Annotated in this window: 18 protein-coding genes; 6 read left to right on the top strand and 12 right to left on the bottom strand. The window is 66.1% G+C overall.

The window, feature by feature from the left end; genetic code table 11:
- Positions 1-108: 108 nt before the first annotated feature.
- A complete protein-coding gene (locus AC1DWC_RS02750) occupies positions 109-450 on the bottom strand; it encodes a YidH family protein (RefSeq protein ID WP_477905935.1) in 342 nt (113 codons plus the stop codon).
- 133 nt (positions 451-583) lie between these two features.
- Here AC1DWC_RS02750 and AC1DWC_RS02745 point away from each other — a divergent pair, with 133 nt between their 5' ends.
- The 4 genes from AC1DWC_RS02745 (at position 584) to AC1DWC_RS02730 (ending at position 3,512) form a co-directional block, all read left to right on the top strand.
- Positions 584-1,156: a C40 family peptidase gene (locus AC1DWC_RS02745; protein WP_477905933.1), complete on the top strand. Its 573-nt coding sequence runs from the start codon at positions 584-586 to the stop codon at positions 1,154-1,156.
- Between the two features lie 163 nt (positions 1,157-1,319).
- Positions 1,320-1,868: a C40 family peptidase gene (locus AC1DWC_RS02740; protein WP_477905931.1), complete on the top strand. Its 549-nt coding sequence runs from the start codon at positions 1,320-1,322 to the stop codon at positions 1,866-1,868.
- Positions 1,869-1,960: 92 nt separating this feature from the next.
- Positions 1,961-2,434 carry a VOC family protein gene (locus tag AC1DWC_RS02735; RefSeq protein WP_477905930.1) on the top strand — a complete coding sequence of 158 codons (474 nt, stop codon included), beginning with the start codon at positions 1,961-1,963 and terminating at the stop codon, positions 2,432-2,434.
- Between the two features lie 319 nt (positions 2,435-2,753).
- Positions 2,754-3,512 (top strand): HAD-IIA family hydrolase, encoded by a 759-nt coding sequence (locus AC1DWC_RS02730; RefSeq protein ID WP_477844592.1) that lies wholly within the window; start codon positions 2,754-2,756, stop codon positions 3,510-3,512.
- A gap of 22 nt (positions 3,513-3,534) precedes the next feature.
- Here the strand turns inward: AC1DWC_RS02730 and AC1DWC_RS02725 are convergent, their stop codons facing one another.
- From AC1DWC_RS02725 to AC1DWC_RS02675, 11 genes are all read right to left on the bottom strand, one after another.
- Entirely contained in the window at positions 3,535-4,368 is an 834-nt protein-coding gene (locus tag AC1DWC_RS02725; protein ID WP_477905928.1) for an IclR family transcriptional regulator, read from the bottom strand.
- 41 nt (positions 4,369-4,409) lie between these two features.
- A complete protein-coding gene (locus AC1DWC_RS02720) occupies positions 4,410-5,333 on the bottom strand; it encodes an ABC transporter permease (RefSeq protein WP_477905926.1) in 924 nt (307 codons plus the stop codon).
- Positions 5,334-5,344: 11 nt separating this feature from the next.
- Positions 5,345-6,286 (bottom strand): ABC transporter permease, encoded by a 942-nt coding sequence (locus tag AC1DWC_RS02715; protein WP_477905924.1) that lies wholly within the window; start codon positions 6,284-6,286, stop codon positions 5,345-5,347.
- The gene (locus AC1DWC_RS02710) at positions 6,286-7,152 is read right to left on the bottom strand and encodes an ABC transporter ATP-binding protein (protein ID WP_477905923.1); all 867 of its coding nucleotides are present in this window, start codon (positions 7,150-7,152) and stop codon (positions 6,286-6,288) included. The genes AC1DWC_RS02715 and AC1DWC_RS02710 overlap by 1 nt, the downstream gene beginning before the upstream one ends.
- Positions 7,149-8,189, bottom strand: coding sequence for an ABC transporter ATP-binding protein (locus tag AC1DWC_RS02705; RefSeq protein WP_477905922.1), 1,041 nt, complete (start codon positions 8,187-8,189; stop codon positions 7,149-7,151). Before AC1DWC_RS02705 ends, AC1DWC_RS02710 begins: the two co-directional genes overlap by 4 nt.
- Before the next feature lie 28 nt (positions 8,190-8,217).
- Positions 8,218-9,627, bottom strand: coding sequence for an ABC transporter substrate-binding protein (locus tag AC1DWC_RS02700; protein WP_477905921.1), 1,410 nt, complete (start codon positions 9,625-9,627; stop codon positions 8,218-8,220).
- A gap of 305 nt (positions 9,628-9,932) precedes the next feature.
- The gene (locus tag AC1DWC_RS02695) at positions 9,933-10,499 is read right to left on the bottom strand and encodes a VOC family protein (protein ID WP_477905919.1); all 567 of its coding nucleotides are present in this window, start codon (positions 10,497-10,499) and stop codon (positions 9,933-9,935) included.
- Between the two features lie 466 nt (positions 10,500-10,965).
- The gene (locus tag AC1DWC_RS02690; RefSeq protein ID WP_477905917.1) at positions 10,966-12,114 is read right to left on the bottom strand and encodes an alpha/beta hydrolase family protein; all 1,149 of its coding nucleotides are present in this window, start codon (positions 12,112-12,114) and stop codon (positions 10,966-10,968) included.
- 10 nt (positions 12,115-12,124) lie between these two features.
- On the bottom strand, positions 12,125-13,684 hold the full coding sequence (locus AC1DWC_RS02685) for a class I adenylate-forming enzyme family protein (RefSeq protein ID WP_477905915.1): 1,560 nt from the start codon (positions 13,682-13,684) through the stop codon (positions 12,125-12,127).
- 17 nt (positions 13,685-13,701) lie between these two features.
- The gene (locus AC1DWC_RS02680) at positions 13,702-15,324 is read right to left on the bottom strand and encodes an SMP-30/gluconolactonase/LRE family protein (protein WP_477905913.1); all 1,623 of its coding nucleotides are present in this window, start codon (positions 15,322-15,324) and stop codon (positions 13,702-13,704) included.
- Complete coding sequence (locus tag AC1DWC_RS02675) at positions 15,317-16,153, bottom strand: enoyl-CoA hydratase/isomerase family protein (RefSeq protein WP_477905911.1); 837 nt, start codon at positions 16,151-16,153, stop codon at positions 15,317-15,319. Before AC1DWC_RS02675 ends, AC1DWC_RS02680 begins: the two co-directional genes overlap by 8 nt.
- A 300-nt stretch (positions 16,154-16,453) precedes the next feature.
- Between AC1DWC_RS02675 and AC1DWC_RS02670 the strand changes: the two genes are divergently transcribed.
- Together AC1DWC_RS02670 and AC1DWC_RS02665 are read left to right on the top strand one after the other, a co-directional pair.
- Positions 16,454-17,458: an LLM class F420-dependent oxidoreductase gene (locus AC1DWC_RS02670; protein WP_477842085.1), complete on the top strand. Its 1,005-nt coding sequence runs from the start codon at positions 16,454-16,456 to the stop codon at positions 17,456-17,458.
- Between the two features lie 10 nt (positions 17,459-17,468).
- Entirely contained in the window at positions 17,469-18,575 is a 1,107-nt protein-coding gene (locus tag AC1DWC_RS02665) for an acyl-CoA dehydrogenase family protein (protein WP_477905910.1), read from the top strand.

Genomic DNA, 18,575 nt, shown 5'->3' with positions numbered 1-18,575 from the left:
CTGCTGTGGAAACACCGAAGTGGATGCCGTGCCGTGACGGCCGTTACAACAAATCAATCACGCTGACCCGGTCGTCGGTCCGCCGGGTCTCGATCGGCGACACCGAACTCAGACGGCACCGAGCACGGTCACCACCACGGCGGCCACCGCGACCAGCGCGATGACGACCGCGAACAGCCACAGGTCCTTCGCCTCCGGCATCGGGGCGCCGCGTTCGAGCGCGTTGCGCACCTGCAACCAGCGCCGCATGCCGACCAGCGCGGCCAGCAACGCCAACGCCAGCAGCACCAGGCCCAGCGAGGTCCGCACCCAGCCGGTGCTGAACTCAGGCACCAGGTGCACCATCGCGATGCCGCCCGCCAGGAGTCCGAGCGAGGTCCGCATCCAGGCCAGGAAAGTCCGCTCGCTCGCGAGGGTGAATCGTTCGTCGGGCCGGTCCGGTTCCACCACTCGGTCATCCTCGCACCGCAGGTCGCCAAACGCGTGGCACAACACCCTGACTGTGCGCGCCGCGTAGTACCCTGCCGGAATCCAAGACCCCCTGCCGTCACGGCCGGCGCCCGGGCATGAGAAGGACACCGACATGACGCCCAGGACCGCGGCTGACCGCAGACGCGACCGAATTCGGACTGCCCTCGGCGCTGCCGGCCTGGCGGTGTCGACCGCGGGCGCCGTGCTGATCCCGCCCGTGCTCGCGCGGTCCACCACGGACAAGTTCAGCAGGATCGTCGAGGCCAGGGCCGACGAGGCCGCCGACACCGATGTGGCGCCGCTGGTGTGGATCCCGGAGTCGAACCCGTCGTCGAGTCCGGCCGGCCTGCTCGCCCTGGCCGCTGCGCAGACCCAGGCCGGCAAGGAGTACCAGTGGGGCGGCACCGGGCCCGACGAGTGGGACTGCTCCGGACTCGTCCAGTGGGCCTTCGGGACAGCCGGGGTGGAACTACCCCGGGTCAGCGAGGACCAGGCACTCTTCGGCGAGGACGTACCCGTCGCCGACATGGCACCCGGCGATGTCATCACCTTCCGCGATGCCGCCGACCACATCGGCATCTACGCCGGTTCCGGGCAGGTCTTCAATGCGTACGACGAGGGCGTCCCGATCGGCCTCACCGCACTCGCCGACCTGCCACCGATCCACAACGTCCAGCGGTTCTGAGCCTGGCCACGGCACCTGGTCCGAACGCGGTGCAGCGTCCGAGTGCGGTGCATCGAGTCGCGTGATCGACCGAGTCGACGCGGTGAGTGATCTGTAACACTCCACGGTCGAATTGTTATCTAACAACTGACCGCTACTCGACGCCGGCCAGGAGGACATCCACGTGACCCCATCGACAGTGAGCGGAAACCGCACCAGGCACCTCCGCCGGACCTTCGTCGCGGCCGCACTGGCGTCCTGCGTGGTGACCCTGCCTGCCGCACCCGCGTTCGCGCAACCGTCGTCCGGCAGCGCGGGCAGCTCCTCCGGGTCCGGCAGTTCCACAGGGTCCGGAAGTTCGGACTTCGCACTGCCCATCTCCAGCCCCGCCGGGCTGATCGCGTTGGCCGCCGCCACCACCCAGACCGGCAAGCCTTACCTGTGGGGCGGAACCGGGCCGAATGCCTGGGACTGCTCAGGTCTGACGCAGTGGGCCTTCCGCCAGGCCGGCGTGCACCTGCCCCGGGTCAGCCAGGACCAGGCCTGGGTCGGCGCGTCGATCCCGTTCGCCGCGATGGCGCCGGGCGACATCGTCACGTTCCGGACCGCCAACGACCATGTCGGCATCTACGCGGGCTTCGGCCAGGTGCTCAACGCGTACGGCGCCGGCGTACCGGTCGGGCTGACCCCGCTGTCGGAACTGCCGCCGATCAACCAGATCCGCCGCTTCTGACGAGTTGCCCGAGTTCTGGCCGCGATGAGTTCGGCCCGCGAGTCTGGTCTACATCGATGTACCCACTCGACCGACCGAGAGGACCGACCGTCATGCAGAAGATCACGCCGTGCCTGTGGTTCGACACCCAGGCCGAGGACGCCGCGAAGTTCTACACGTCCGTCTTCAAGAACTCGAGCATCGGCGCCGTCAGCCGCTATTCCGAGGGCATGCCGATGCCCGCGGGCACCGTGCTGACCGTCGCGTTCACCTTGGACGGCCAGGAGTTCACCGCCCTCAACGGCGGCCCGGCGTTCCGCTTCACAGAGGCGATCTCCTTCCAGATCGACTGCGCCGACCAGGCCGAGGTAGACGAGTACTGGAACCGGCTCACCGACGGCGGCGAGGAGTCGCAGTGCGGCTGGCTCAAGGACCGCTTCGGGGTGTCCTGGCAGATCGTGCCGAGCGACCTCGAGAAGTACATCGGCGGCCCGGACACCGCCGGCGCGCAACGAGCCGTGCAGGCGATGATGCAGATGCGCAAGATCGACATCGACGTGATCCGGAAGGCGTACGAGCAGGACTGACCCGCTCCGTCCACCCGCTCCGAAAACACCTCCCCGGCCCTGACTCGAAAAGGTACGACTCACCGTTTCGGTACAACTCGCGGAATCCGTACCGATTCCGCGTTTCGTACACATTCGGCGTGTCGTACCTTCTCAATTCACGATGGATGGTTGTTCTCGCGGCCCAGTCCTTGTTCGCTGCGAAGCCCTTTCGCGACACGGCCGCGACCACCGTGACGCGGCACACGACCTCCGGGACTGGTCGGTAACCCCGACCAGGCGGCACACTTGACCCGTGAGCCGCGACGAGCAGCAGTCCCCCGCCAACTGGACCTACCTGATGGACATGGACGGCGTCCTGGTCCACGAGGAACACCTGGTGCCCGGCGCCGACGAGTTCCTCGCCGAACTGCAGGCCGCGGGAACGCCCTTCGTCGTGCTGACCAACAACTCCATCCGCACCCCGCGGGACCTCCGGGCCCGGTTGGTGCGCTCCGGCCTGGACATCCCCGAGAAGTCCATCTGGACCTCGGCGCTGGCCACCGCGACGTTCCTCGACAACCAGCGGCCGGGTGGCAGCGCGTACGTGGTCGGCGAGTCCGGTCTGACCACCGCGCTGCACGAGATCGGCTACGTGCTCACCGACAACGACCCCGACTACGTGGTGCTGGGCGAGACCCGGACGTACTCGTTCGAGGCCATCACCACCGCGATCCGGTTGGTCGAGCGCGGCGCCCGGTTCATCGCCACCAACCCCGACGCCACCGGGCCGTCTCGCGACGGGTCGCTGCCCGCGACGGGCGCCGTCGCGGCACTGATCACCCGGGCCACCGGACGCGACCCGTACTACGTCGGCAAGCCCAACCCGCTGATGATGCGTTCGGCGCTTCGGGCGATCGGTGCGCACTCCGAGAACACCCTGATGATCGGCGACCGGATGGACACCGACGTGGTCTCCGGCCTCGAGGCGGGACTGCAGACCATCCTGGTACTCACCGGGATCTCCACGCGCGAGTCCGTCGAACTGTTCCCCTACCGCCCGACGCTGGTACTGAACTCGGTGGCCGATCTCGTTGGCCGGACCCAGGATCCGTTCTGACCGAACCGCTCAGGCCATACGGTCAGAGGAAATAGACCCCAGCCTCATCCGCGGACCGGCGCAGCGCCGCCACGATCTCCACCCGATTCTCGGGTGTCATCCGATCCCCCGGAGTGGACACATTCAACGCATACCGCGCAGAGGCATACTCACCCAGCGGAACCGCAACCGAGGCCACCCCCGCCTCGCTCTCCCCCATACTGGTCGCATAACCGTCCTCGCGAACCTCGGCGATCCGACGGAGCAGAACCGATCGCTTGGTGATGGACTTCTCCGTCAGCCCCTCGAGAGTCTGCGACGGATACAACTCCCGCAACACCTCGTTGCTGTGCAACGAGAGCAACGCCTTGCCCGACGAGGTGCAACTCGCAGGCATCGACATGCCCAATCGGGACCCCACTCGGACCGCCTGACGACTCTCGATCGAATCGACAAAGGTTACCGTCGTCCCGTCCAGACGACCCAGATGAACCGTCTCACCCAACTCGACCGAAAGACGTTCGAGGAGTGGGTGAAGCCGGGCACGCACATCGCTCTGCCGCAGCACCGCGAACGCGATCGTCGTCAACGCCGGGCCGGCCTCGTACGTCTTCGCCCCCTCGCTCTGCCGAACGAACCCGCGGTACTGCAGCATCGCGAGCAGGCGATGCGCGGTAGACGAGGCAACAGAGAGGTACTCACTCACCTCGGTGAGACGGATACTGCGACGCTCACCCAGCAACAACAGGATTCGCAGTGCATTGTCCACGGATTCGATCGGGTACTGCGGGCGACTAGCGTCGCTGACCGGGGCTTTCACCCCGGCAGTATAGGGGGAGCCCACGGTGGCCAACCCCAGAACCGAAGCGTTTCTCATCAGCACACCCAGTCGCAGGGTCGTTTCCGGACAGCCGAATGTCACTTGTTTCGAGTGAGCAGCCGAATCTTGCGGGTGGTGCCGGTGCCTTCGAGAGCGTCGCGCAGACCGTCGCCGAACGTGGACAGCGCAAGAACGGTGCCAACGATCATGACCGCGGGAGCGATGAGGGCGGTCGGATCGGTGTAGACACTGTTGAACGCATCGCGCAGCATGCTGCCCCACGATGTCTGCGGTGCCTGTACGCCGAGACCGAGGAAGCTCAACGATGCTTCGGCGACAATGGCAACGCCGGCAGAAAAGGTGAGCTGCACCAGAATCGGCGATGCGGCGTTGGGAAGCACATGTCGCCACAGCAGCCGCCACTGGGAACATCCCAGTGCCCGGCAGGCCTCGATGTAGGTTTCTGTGGCCACCGACTCGGCAGCTCCGCGAGCGAGACGGAAGAGGGACGGGGCAAGCACGATACCGATGGCGAGCATCGCGTTGGTCAGCCCCGGGCCGAGGATACCGACGATGGCGATGGCCAGGATCAGCGGCGGCAGCGCCTGCAATGCGTCGGACATCCGAGACAGCACCGCCCCCACCCCGCCGCCGAGCAACCCGGCGAGCAACCCGAACGGGATTCCCAACAGCGCGGCGACACCGACGGCCTGAACGATTGCCGCGAACGTCACCGACGCCGCATCCAGCAGTCGGCTGAGATTGTCGCGGCCGTACAGGTCGGTCCCGAGCAGGTGCGCTCCGTCGGCCGGGGCGAAGCTGTTCGACAAATCCTGTGCGTTCGGATCGTACGGTGCGAGCAGGCCGCCGAACGCGGCCAGCAGCATCACAACGACGAGGAATCCCAAGGCGACCATCGCCATCCGGTTGCTCCGCAGCAAACGGAGCGGGCGACTGGTGGTCCAGAAATGGACGAAGCGATTGGGCGGACGTGTCACCCCAGCAGCGGTCGTGCTGATCATGGTCAGGCCTTTCAGACGCGGACGCGAGGATTGAGGTAGCCGTAGGTGGCATCGACAATCACGTTGATCACCACGATGAACACCGCGCAGACCATGACGATGCCGAGGATCACCGGGACGTCGCGAGAGAAGACGGAGCTCACGGCGAGTGTGCCCAGCCCCGGGAGCGCGAACACGAACTCGACGGTCACCGCACCGGCAAGGACCCGCGAGACCTGCAGGCCCAGCACCGTGACAATCGGTACGCCGGCGTTCTTGAGGCCGTGCCTGCCGACGATCGTGCTCTGCAGCAAGCCTTTGGCACGGGCAGTGCGAATGAAGTCCCGGCCCAACACGTCCACGAGCGAGGCGCGGGTCTGCCGTGCCAGTTCGGCAGCGGAGATGGCGGCGATCGCGATCGCCGGCAGGATCAGATGCTGCAGCCACGCACCTGCTCCGTCGGTGAGCTTCGCGTATCCGGTGGCGGGGAAGATCGGGCTGAGGATTGCCAGCGGGATCACCAGCGCCAGCGCAACGATGAACGGCGGCACCGCGATTGCCACACTCGAGAGCACGGTCAGAGCCCGGTCCAACCACGAGTTCGGCTGCACCGCAGCGGCGATACCCGCCGGCAGTCCGACGGCCACCACGATCAGCATCGTCACGAGTGTGAGCGAGAGAGTCACCGGAAGCCGTTCGGCGATGATCTGCACCACCGACTGAGTGCTGTAGAGCGAGGTCCCCAGGTCTCCGGTCAGCGCCCCACCGAGCCAGTCGAGGTACCGCACGATCAACGGTTGGTCCAGCCCGAGCGCCTGCCTGGTCTGTTCGATCTGCTCGGCGCTGGCATTGTCACCGGCCAGCGCCGTCGCCGCATCCCCCGGAACGAGGTCGACGAGCGCGTAGACGAAGAAGCTGACGAACAACAACATCGGGATCGCCGAGGCGATCCGCTTGGCGATCAGGGGCACCATCAGGACTCCTTTGCGGTGCCGACCATCGCCGACGCGGCACGACCTGCGCCGGCTTCGGCTCGTCTGCGGAGGAAGTGCGCCCGCGGATCCGGGATCGCCTCCAGCAAGGTCTTGGTGTAGGCGTGCTGCGGATCGGTGAAAACCTGCTCGGTGGGGCCCATCTCCACGATCACACCCTTGCGCATCACCGCGACGCGGTGCGCGAGGAACCGCACGAGCGACAGGTCGTGCGAGACGAACACGTATGCCAGTCCCCGCTCGCGTTGCAGGTCGACGAGCAGGTTGAGCACCTGCGCCTGAATCGAGACGTCGAGTGCCGCCACGGGTTCGTCACACACGATGAAATCCGGCTCGGTGGCCAGCGCGCGCGCAATCGCGATGCGCTGCAACTGTCCGCCGGAGAACTCACGCGGGTACTTGTCGAGCTGGTCGGCCCTCAGCCCGACCCGCGCCAGCAAGTCGGTCACCGCGGCGTCGCGTTCCATCCCCTTCAGACCGCGGTGGATCGTGAGCGGTTCGCCGACCGCCTCGCGGATCGTCATGTGGGGATCGAGAGACGAGAACGGATCCTGGAAGATCATCTGAGCCCGTTGCCGGAACTCGCGCAGCTCCGCCCTGGACAGACCGAGAACATCGCGACCGTCGAACACGATCGATCCCGAGTCCGGTTCGATCAATCGCAGTGCAAGACGGCCGACGGTGGACTTGCCTGCACCGGATTCCCCTACGATCCCGACGGTCTCGCCCCTCTCGACGGTGAAGGAGACATGATCGGTCACCGTGGTGCGTTCACGCACCCGACCGAGCAGGTTCCGCTTCACCGGATAGGTCTTGACGAGATCCGACACCTCCAGCAGCGGTCTCATCCCGTGATCCCTTCCAACACCAGATCATTCGCACGTACGCATCGCACCGCACGGGTGGACTCGGCCGCCGCACCCGCGAGTGGGACGGGGCCGGCTTCGCATTCCGGACCCGCGTGGGGGCATCTCGGCGCGAACCGGCACGAATCCGGCCAGTCCCACGGCGCGGGTACCGCTCCCGCGATCGCCTGCAGCGGAGCCGACCGGTCCCGGTGATCCGGGATCGCATCGAGCAGGCCCTGGGCGTAAGGGTGCTGCGGGGACAGAAACAGATCCTCGACCGGTGCGGACTCGATCACCTGTCCGGCATACATCACGTTGACGGCGTCACACATCTGCGCGACGACTCCGAGGTCATGGGTGATGAACAGGATCGCAACCTCGAACTGCTGCTGCACCTCACGCATCAGATCGAGCATCTGCGCCTGCACGGTGACGTCCAGGGCGGTGGTCGGCTCGTCGGCGATCAGCAGTTTCGGTCGGCACACCATTGCGATCGCCAGCATCACCCGCTGACACATCCCACCGGAGAACTCATGCGGGTAGGCATCGGCGCGTCGCGCCGCATCGTCGATCCCCACGGCATCGAGCATCTCCACCGCGCGTGCCCAGGCGGCCTTCCGACCCACCCGTTCGTGCCTGCGCACGACCTCCGCGATCTGCGACCCGACCGTGAAGGCCGGGTCCAAGCTGCGGCGCGGTTCCTGAAAGATCATCGACACTTCCGTGCCGCGCACATCCGCCAGCTCGCGATCGGTCATGCCGACCAATTCACGGCCGGCCACTCGGATCGACCCCGATATCTTCGACGTCGCAGCCGGCAGCAACCCCATCGCAGCGAGTGAAGTCACTGTCTTTCCAGACCCGGACTCCCCCACTAGGCCGACCACCGATCCCGCCGCAATCGACAGATCGATTCCGTCGACCACCCGGGTCCACCCATGGTCGGTGACGAAGTCCACCGACAACCCCTCGATTCGCAAAACCGGTTCTGCATCAGCGGGCGCCGACGTCAGGCGTCCAACGACATCGATACTCATGCAACAACTCCCGAACTCTGAGGGCCGGCTACTTCGCCACACCGACGTGACGGAGGTCGGGGACACCTTGGATTTGGGACATCGCCATCTCAGTTGCTCCGATGACCTTGTCGGAATATGCGAACTGAGTGGGGGTGGCGCAGATGAAGACGTTCATTGCCTGCTCGGTTGCGATCGCCGCGGTGTCCTCGAGGTGTTGTGCGCGCTGATCCTCGGTGAGGGCCGGGTCGAACGCGCGGTCCAAGGCCTCGTCGAAGCCGGCCGGACGAGGTCCGGGGAACAGCTGTGGCGTCCGGTACCAGTACTGGAACGATTGCAGCGAACTCGCCCGTGGCACTCGCCCGTTGAGGACCGCGTCGTACGCGTTTCCTTGTGCGAACCGCGAATTCATCTCAGCCTGATCGACTTCCTGATAGTTCACCTTGATCCCGATGTCTTCGAGCTGCGATCGCACCGCGGTCGCGAGTTCGACCACCGGTGAAACCCGTGACGGTGCCAGCATCTCGATCTCGAGGTTGCCCACGCCCGCCGACTCGAGAATCTGCCGGGCTCGTTCGGGGTCGAAGTCGTACCGAATCGGCGGCTCGTCGAGGTATCCGACGGTTCCTGGAGTGGCGGCCTGCGGATTGGGCGTGCACTGACCGTGCATGATCGACTTGTTGATGCCCTCCCGATCGATCGCGAAGTTCAGCGCCTGACGAACCTCCGGCCGAGCCATGTCGGCAGAGTTCGTGTTGACATTCACCACATACTCCGTGGAGGGCGGGTAGGAGTAGAGGTCGTATCCACGACCGAGATTCGACGCCTGGGTGTAGTCGACGGGCATGACGTATGCGAGGTCGATCTGGCCGGAACGCAACGCGTTGATTCGCGCGTTGCCGTCCGCGAAACCGGTGATGGTTATCCGCTCCGGCAACTGCGCGGACGGGTCCCAGTACCCCTCCCTCCGCACGTACGAGACCGAATCACCGACGCGCAGAGTGTCCAGGTTGTACGGGCCGGATCCGACCGGACGCAGGTCGAGATCCGGGTTGTTCACGGCGTTGGGACTGATGAGCATCCCCTCGACGCCGGACAGGACGTACGGCAGGTCCGAGGCAGGCCGGTTCGTTCGTATCGTCACCGTCGACGGATCGACAGCGTCGATGCCCTCGATCATCGAGAAGAAGCTCGAAACTGTCGATCCCGGTAGATGAATGGCACGTTCGAGCGAGGCCTTCACGGCTACCGAATCGAGCCTCGCTCCGTCAGAGAAGGTGACGTCGTCACGAAGGGTGAAGGTGACGGATCGGCCGTCCGGCCCGAATTCCCACCGGGTCGCAACCATCGGGGCGAGCACCGCCCCCTGCTCACCGTTCACGATCTGGGTGAGGCGGTCGTAGAGCGGCGTGAGGTACGGATATGCCGCGACGGTCGACGGAACCGTGTGGGGATCCACCGGTCGAGGCGGGAGGAAGTAACCCACCCGCAGATGCCCGGCCGGGTTGGCATCGGACGCCTCGAGCCCCGTAGCTGTTCCCGGTTGCGCGGCGGGTTGGCCACCGCATCCGGTGACCGCGAGCGCAAGAATCGCAGCGGCACCACAGACTTTTGCACCTAGAAATTTCACGATTGTTCCTCTCCCAGGAAGAGCCTCAACATGACGAAAGTCTCGGTAGTTCAGTCAATTCGGCTCAGGTAGACCGTCTATCGAGGTCGGCTGAACGGTCGTTCACACAGCGGCCGAAGCCGTGCGCTGGTCAGTCATCGCGATGTGTCCCCGACACCGGACGGGACACCGTCCGCACCGACGGGCAGATGCACCACCTCGTCCTCGCCCAACTCCCGCGTCCAGGCCGCGAACTCGAGCAGGATTCCATCGGGATCGAAGAAGTACATCGACCTCATGTAGGTGCCGTCGTGAATTTCCGGGGAGAAGCCCCACTTGCTGTCGTCGTGATTCAGGATCGGCGCAGTCTCGACTCCCTCCGCCTCCAGCTTCGTCTTGTACTCCTCGAACTTGTCGGCCGGAATCTTGAACGACACGTGGTTCATCGACCCATGTGCAGTCGCGATGTCGCCGGCCCCGGGCAGAGCGACCGGCGAGGCGATGCCGGGACTCTTCTTCGGAGCGCCGTCGAACCAGAAGAACGCCAGGAACTGGCCGCCTCCCATGTCGAAGAAGAAGTGCTGTCCTCCCTTCGGCAATGCGATGGTCTTGGAGAGCTTCATGCCCAGCACGTTGGTGTAGAAGTCGACGGTCCGTTCCATGTCCTCGCACACGAGCGCCAGATGGCACACCCCGCTGATCTCAAACTTGTTGTTACTCAACTAAGTTCCCTTCTCTTCGGCAACCCGCAGATCGCCGACACCAACCTGCCGCCGACCCGTCGTCCACACAGCATGTGACATCCGCCACTCAAGCCACAGCTTGCTAGAGAATCATTCTGTTGTCCAGAGGAATGGCAGATTCGCAGTTCAGGGGGAAGCCCACCGAGACCCGGGCTGCAACTTCAGCACACGAGCGAGGACACCCCTACTCGCCAGTAGGGCACCACTTTTCAGCCGATGCGGAGAAATCCCGAACCGGCGCGGGACATGACACAAGCCGGCCCGTACGCCAGCCCTCGGGCGGGAAACCGTCACCGCCCGAGGAGCACTGCGACCGCCGCATCGTGTGCAAGCACGCCGACCGCAAACGGTGGCGCCCCGTTTCCGGTGCCAACGCATCGCTCACACGCCGCGAGCCGACCCGGACCCTGCCGGCGGGGTCGCAGGCCCCTACGCGATCGGGGCGCTACAGCTGAAATCGCTGTCCGATCCACTCGGCAATCACGTCGGCGACCTGCGGACGGGTGTCGGTCGGCCGGTCGAAGTAGTGATCACCCGGGATCACCACAGCACCCTTGTCCACCGAGGCAAATCCACCCAAGAGCGCCTCGGCATCACTGGGAAACACCCCAGTGTCTGCGGCACCGTTGACGACGAAACTCGGCACCGAAATGTTCGCCAGGTGGGGACCGGCGTTGCACTGCGACGTCTCCTGGCTCCACATCGAGAGCCATGTCCGCAGAGTGCACGAGGTCACCAGGCCCCAGGTCGAGCCGTTCGACTGCTTGGGCTCACCGTGGTAGCACCAGTTCGGCTTGCGCCCGTTGGGGTCGATGGCCGGATCCACGAAGCGTGGGTCCGCCCACGTCCGCGAAACCGTGAAGACACGATCGCGCTGACCGACGGCATCGACGCGCCGCAGCTCGGACTTGGCCCACGCGGTGATCCGCGCGTTGCGGTCGCGCTGCGCGGCCCGGTAGCGGGTGAGGAACTCGGCCGTGAACGGTCTCTCGCGGTCGGGATTCCACAGGTCGAGCTCGGGATCGGTGAGCGTGGGGTCGTTCTCGTCGATGACCGCAGGGTCGAGCTGACTGGTCAGTACGTCGGGTCGACCCTGGTGTGCCGCCAGCGCGATGAAGGCGTCGCCCGGCACGAGGTCGTCGAGCCCGGGCGCCGGTCGCATCCCTGGTAGGGCAACGACATTCGGGGTGGTCGCATGCGACTGGTACGCCGCCATCAGCGAGCACCCCCCGGAGTTGCCCAGGACGATCACCGACTCGACGCCCATCTCCTCGCGTAGCCACCTCACGCCGACCCCGATGTCGACGAGTGCCCGATCGAGCAGGAAGTGCAGTGGGTCGTTGCGGAACCGGGTGTTCCAGCCCAGGAAGCCGAATCCGCGTGCAGCCAGATGATCGGCCAGGTAGTGCTGGGAGAAGTCGACGTTGTAGTGGGTTGCGATCACGGCAACCTTCGGCCGAGTTCCCCGGGGGCGGTGGTAAACGCCCTGACAGGGCCAACCGCCCGCTCCCGCCCGGAGCTGACCCGGAGCGGCCAGGCCTACGAACGTGGTCTCGATCTCCGACAGCTGTGTCACGTGTTTCTCCTGCCTCATCAGTTCTTCGTCATGCCATCGTGGGCGTGTCGTCCACGCCGAGGCCGAGCATTGGCAGGCACTGCGCACGAACCTCGCTCTTGAGGATCTTGTTGGACAATCCGCGGGGGAGCGGATCATCCTGGAACAGGACGTATCTGGGGGCCTTGTAGCGGGCCAGTCGCTGACGGCAGTACTCGATCAGCTCGTCGGCGCTCGGAACTTCTGCTGCGTGCTCGTCGCGTCGTGCGATCAGCGCCGGCACCTCACCCCACTTCTCGTCGGGGGCGGCGATGACCACAAGTTCGCTGATCCCCGGGTATCCCGCGAGCACCCGCTCGATCTCGGCGGGGTAGATGTTGACCCCGCCCGAGATCAGCATGTCCTTGGCACGGTCGACGACGTAGAAGTAGCCTTCGTCGTCCTGCCTCACGAGATCGCCGGTGAGCAACCAGCCGTCGACCATCGCATCGTTCGTGGCCGCGGGATCTTCCCAGTAGCGCTCCATGATCTGGGGACCGCGCAACCACAGCTCGCCTATCTCACCCGGGGCAACGTCCTCGCCCGAGATGCCCACCACCCTGGCCGTCGTCTGCGGCGTCGGGATACCGGTGGAGCCGAGCTTCTTCTCCGACATCTCGCCGGACAGCGCCAGCGACAGCCCACCGCTTTCGGTGAGGCCATAGCCTTGGCACACGTACAGTCCCCTGCGCCCGAATGCCTGCAGCATCGCGATGGAGATGGCCTGGCCACCCGTGCCGAGCATCCGAACGCTGGACAGGTCGGTCGACTCGAAGGTTGCGGCCTGAGTGAGCGCCTCCAGGATCGATCCGACCGCGATGAACTGGGTGATACGACGCTCCTCGAAGACCTCGAGGGTCCGTACCGGGTCGAACTCGGCTTCGAGCACGGTCTGACCGCCCACCGAGTACAGCGGCATCCACATCGCGATCAGTCCGCCGGTGAAGGCGAGCGCATAGGGGAAGTACGTGCTGTCGGTGGAGTTCCACGCATCGATCGCGACCCGCTCGGCGCACACCGCGAGCACATTGCGGTGACTGAGGACCGCGCCCTTGGGTACGCCGGTCGTTCCCGACGTGTAACAGATGAACGCCGGATGGTCGCCGGCGAAGAGCGCCCGCGGGTCCTCGGGCGCGGATGCAGCGACGACCTCTTCGAACAATCGCTCACCGTCGCGAGGAGCCGTGGTCACGATGAGCCGAAGCCGGCGGACCGACTGTTCGTCGTACTCGAGTAGTTTGTCCAGCATCGTTCGGTCCGCGACGATCGTCGTCGCGCCGCAGCGGTCGATGATCTCGGCCAGCTCCGCAGGTGCCAGCCGGTAGTTCAGCGGCACGAATGTCGCGCCCAGCTTGAAACAAGCCAGCACCGTCTCGCAGAACTCGACGCAGTTGGGAACGAGAGCCGCCACACGATCGCCGAGCCCCACCCCGAGGCCGCGCAGTCCTTGCGCGAGCCTCGAGGTGCGATCGTCCAGTTGTGCCCACGTGAGTTCGCGATCGCCCATCGCGATCGCCATGCGTTCCGGGTCGCGCTGCGCCCAGTACCGCAGTGGTCCAGCAAGATTCATGTGCACTCCCAGCGGTCTCAGCTGCGGACGAGGCGGCGGATGCTCCCGTCGCCGTCGCATCCGACAATGATCGATCCGTCCGCCGCGATGGTCACCGACGACCGGCGACCGTCATTGGCCTGAACCTGGGGCAGTCCGAGCGGGAGATCCGTGGCCACCACCTCGCGTCGGTCGCCGTCTCGGCTCACGCACACGACTTGCCGTGCGCCCTGATCGGCGACCACCACGTAGTCGTCGGTGAGAGCCACGCCCTGGGGCCGGACGAAGCCGGTCAGCGCATGCGGTTCGCCCTCGCCGAGAACCAGCACCGATCCCGTGGTCTCGTCGCTGACGACGATCGCACGGCGGTCGCCGGTGATCGCGGTGACGGTCGTGAGCCCCGACGCCCGCCGCGACTTCACGGTGCCGTCCAGATCCAGGACGACGACGTCGCCGCGGCGCATCCCGACCAGCAACTGGTCGTCGCCGACACCGACGGCGTTCACCCCGTCGGCGTCCTGTGCGAAGTACTCCGAGTTCGCTCCACTGAGCGAACCGAAGATCTTGACCCACTCCCCCGAGTCGTCGACACGACGGAACACCTCGCCGGCCTGGCTCAGCGCCACGAGGACGCCGGCGACCTCGACGACACCGACGGCCGCGAACGGCTGGTCGAGAAGTAGCCTGCTCATCCGCTCGAGGTTGCCTTCACCGTCCACCCGGCAGATGCTCCCGTGGTCCGCTGCGACGAGACCTTCGGCTCCACTGGCGACCTGGTAGGGCCCGAGGAACGAGCCCGCCGAGAGCACCTTGTCGAGCTCACCGGTCTCCATTGAGTACCGAGCCACGCTCGCCTCGACGAAGTTGGAGACGTAGATGTAGCCGCGTGCGTCGATGTCGAAATTGTCGATTCCGGGCGCGAGACTCACCAGCCGCTGCCGCTCGCCGGTGCTCAGATCCACCGCCGTGACCTCACCGATGCTCGCCTGGGACACGACAAGTCGGCCGTCGGGGGCGAACTTGACCGCCGTCGGGTGCGCGAGGCTGTCGACAACCTTCTCGACCGCACCCGACTCCGGATCCACGGCCAGCACGGTCCCCTCGAAGACCTGCGGCATGTACAGCCGCCGATCGGGGCCCATCGCCAGGGCATTGAGCCAATCCAGACCCTCGGCAATCACCCGGACCTGGTTTCTCTGGTGTCGGTCGATCTCCAGGACCCGACCGCCCTCGCGCATCTCGTCGACGTACAACCTGTCGGTCTCGGGGTCGACGGTGATTCCGTTCACCGCCGGGCAGTCGTCGACCAGCACGAAGTACGTACCGTCGGCGCGGCGACCGCTCACTCTCCCGTTCATCGTCTCGGCCGCGTAGACGGTCCCTTCGGAGTCGAAGGCGATGTCGTCGGGTCCCCGGAGCTCCGAGCCCATCGGTGACACCGTCGACAAGATGTCCCGGTCGGCGTCCCACGCCGAAAGATGTTCGCCCACAAGCTCCGAGATCCACAAGCGCCCGTCCTCATGGAGCCGCACGCCGTTGGCCCCGAAGAGTCGGGCCGGCTCCCGGACGGTGCCCATCGACCACCCGGCGGCCACACTCGGCGTCGCGTCCAGGTAGAGCTCGAAGCGGGACACCGCCCGGTTGCCGGACGGCTTACTCATCGGACACCTGCGCCGATCCGACGAGAGCGTCTGAGAACACGGCCTTGCGCTTCTGACGGAAGGCGAGTTCTCCCTCGGCCAGGTCCTGGCTCAGGACGCAGACGACCTGCGTGCGGTCCTCCATGGTCAACGCGGCCTCGAGGCTGCCGATCTCCTGAGAGGCGTTGAGTGCCTCCTTCGACATCCGCAGGGCCAGCGGCGCCTTGGCCGCGAGGACCCCAGCCACCTCCACTGCGGCGTCCACGACACCGTCGGGACAGACGCGGCTCACGAAGCCGATGCGCTCGGCCTCGTCGGACTGCACTCGACGGCCGGTCATCAGGATCTCCGTCGCGCGACCGCCGATGATCCGCGGGAGCAGATAGCTCGCACCCATCTCCGAGACCGACTGACCGATGTTGATCTGGGCCGCGGAGAAGTAGGCCTCCGGCGCGGCCAGCCGGATGTCGCTCGCCATCGCGAGAGAGAAGCCACCGCCGACGCACGGCCCGTTGACGGCCGCGATCACCGGCTGCGGGATCCGGCGCAACCGCGCCACCACCCCGGAGTACCACGACTGAATGGCCGCCCAGTGCCGGTTCGGATCGCTCTCCACACCGGTCGGGAACACCTCACCCGACAGATCGGCGCCGGAGCAGAAACCACGGCCGGCACCGGTGAGCACGACGACCTTGACATCGTCGGCCCGCACCAAGGAATCGAGGTGTTTGGTGAGCTCGATGATCAGGCCGGGATTGAGGGCGTTGAGCCTGCTCGGACGGTTCAAGGTGATCTGTTGGACGCCCGGGGCGGGGTTCGTAACGAGAATCAGGTCATCCACGGCCTTCATAAGGACTCCATTCAACGGCGGTGAGCCAGAATCCGTCTCAGCGGCGGCCCGACCGCTCGGTCGGAAACTTGGATACCGATCGCGCGGCCCACCTGCCCGGTCGGCTCACTCGATGTGCTCGGTTGGAGGAGAGCATGGCACGAGTTCATTGACGCCACAAGAGGTTCCAGAAAATACTTCTGGAGATCAGAATCTGCTGCTATGTTCGTGATGCGACGCGACCAACAGGGACCTGACCCTTGACGATCCCGCTCACTCCCGCGGCACTCTCTGCCGCCCAAGTCCATATTTGGAGGAGTCATGAAACTCGGCCTGAACCTTGGCTATTGGGGATCTGGAAGAGACAACACTCTCGACCTCGTGCGTCTCGCGGAGGACGTCGGATTCGACTGCGTGTGGTCCGGCGAGGCCTACGGGTCCGACGGCATCACGCCCCTTGCATGGCTTGCCGGACAAACGTCCAGGATCGGACTCGGCACCGCCGTCCTCGGCATGGCCGGCCGCTCACCAGCTCTCACGGCACAGACCGCAGCCACGATGGACCATCTCTCCGACGGCCGATTCCGCCTCGGCCTCGGCATGTCCGGGCCGCAGGTCGTCGAAGGCTGGCACGGCATCCCCTACGGCAAGCCGATGCAGCGCACCCGGGAGTACGTCGACGTGGTCCGGCAGGTGCTCCGCCGCGAGGCCCCCCTCGAACACCACGGCACCTACTACGACGTCCCCTACACGGGGAGCGACGGCAGCGGCCTGGGCAAGCCGCTCAAGATGATCCTGCATCCCCGACGAGAGAACCTGCCGATCTACCTCGCGGCCATCGGGCCACGCAACATCGAACTGGCCTGTGAGATCGCCGACGGCTGGTTCCCGGTGTTCTTCTCCCCGCGCCGGTTCGACGCGATCGTTCCCGCCGGGTTCACACCCCGACCCGACTTCGACCTGTGCCCGATCCTCGACGTGGTGGTGGGGGACGACGCCGCCGAGTGCCGAGCCCAGGTCAAGCCGAGCATCGCGCTCTACGTCGGCGGCATGGGCGCCAGGGGTAAGAACTTCTACAACGACGTCGCATGCCGTTACGGCTACACGGACGCGGCAGTGAAGATCCAGGATCTGTACCTTGCCGGACGCAAGGAAGAGGCGATCGCGGCCGTACCGGACGACCTGGTCGACGACATCGCCCTGTGCGGCCCACCCGAACGGATCAAGGAACTGCTCGACCCCTGGACGTCGGCGCCGATTACTTCGATGTCCCTCATGACCCGACAGCCTGAGGCGGTTCGCCTCATGGCCGACCTCCTCACCTAGGCGGAAGATCGTGCAATTCGGTTTCACCCCAGAGCAGGCTGCTCTCCGCGACAGCGTCGGTCGATTCCTCGACACCTCCGATCGGCAGCAGGTACGAACACTCATGGAGGCCGGCCTCCACTACGACGAAACGGCCTGGCGCCGCGCGGCCGACGAGCTCGGCCTGATGTCGGTCCCGATTCCGGTCGAGTACGGCGGGGCCGGTGGCGGGATGGTCGAACTCGCGATCGTCCTCGAAGAGTTCGGCCGCCGTCTCGTCCGGTCGCCGTACCTGGCCAGTGTCGGCCTGGCTGCCACCGCACTCCTCGCGGCCGATGACGACACGGCGTGCGCCGACTTCCTCCCCCGGATCGCCGACGGCGAGCTGATCGCCACGTTCGCGCTCCCCGTGGGGGTCGGGTCGATGGCGAACCTTCCGGTCCACTCGTCCGACGACGCGCGGCTGACCGGCGTCGCCGAAGCGGTCATCGACGCGGAGTCGGCAGGTCTGTTGATCGTGCCGGCGCGCACGACCACCGGGACCGGTCTGTTCGCTGTCGAGCGCGGAGCCCTCGACGCGCCCACAGACGAAGCCACACCCTACGATCTGGTCACCCGATCGAGCCGGATCCGCTTCGACGACACCCCGGCCGTCCGACTCGGCGCGACCGACTCGGACACGGTCGAGCGGGCGTTCGCGCTCGCGAACATCGCGTTGGCCGCCGAGCAGTTGGGAGGCGCACAGGCCTGCCTGGACACCTGTGTGGAGTACGCGAAGACGAGAACGCAGTTCGGACGGGCAATCGGGTCCTTCCAGGCGATCAAGCACCGGTGCGCTGACGTGCTGCTCAAGATCGAGGGCGCACGGTCGCTGGTCTATCACGCTGCATGGCTCGCCGACCAGGGCGCGACGGAGGAACTCGTCCTCGTCGCATCGATGGCGAAGGCGTGGTGCTCGGACACCTATGTGCAAGCAGCAGAGGCGAATCTGCTGACCCACGGCGGGATCGGATTCACGTGGGAACACGACGCGCACCTGCACGTCCGCCGGGCCCGGAGCCGCGCAATGACTCTGGGAAGTCCCGACGATCACCGCGACGCGGTCGCCGCCCGCCTTCTGCTCGCCGAGACCCGCTAG

Source organism: Rhodococcus sp. P4_C10 (assembly GCF_056402135.1).
This window is presented reverse-complemented; position numbering and strand designations above follow the sequence as displayed.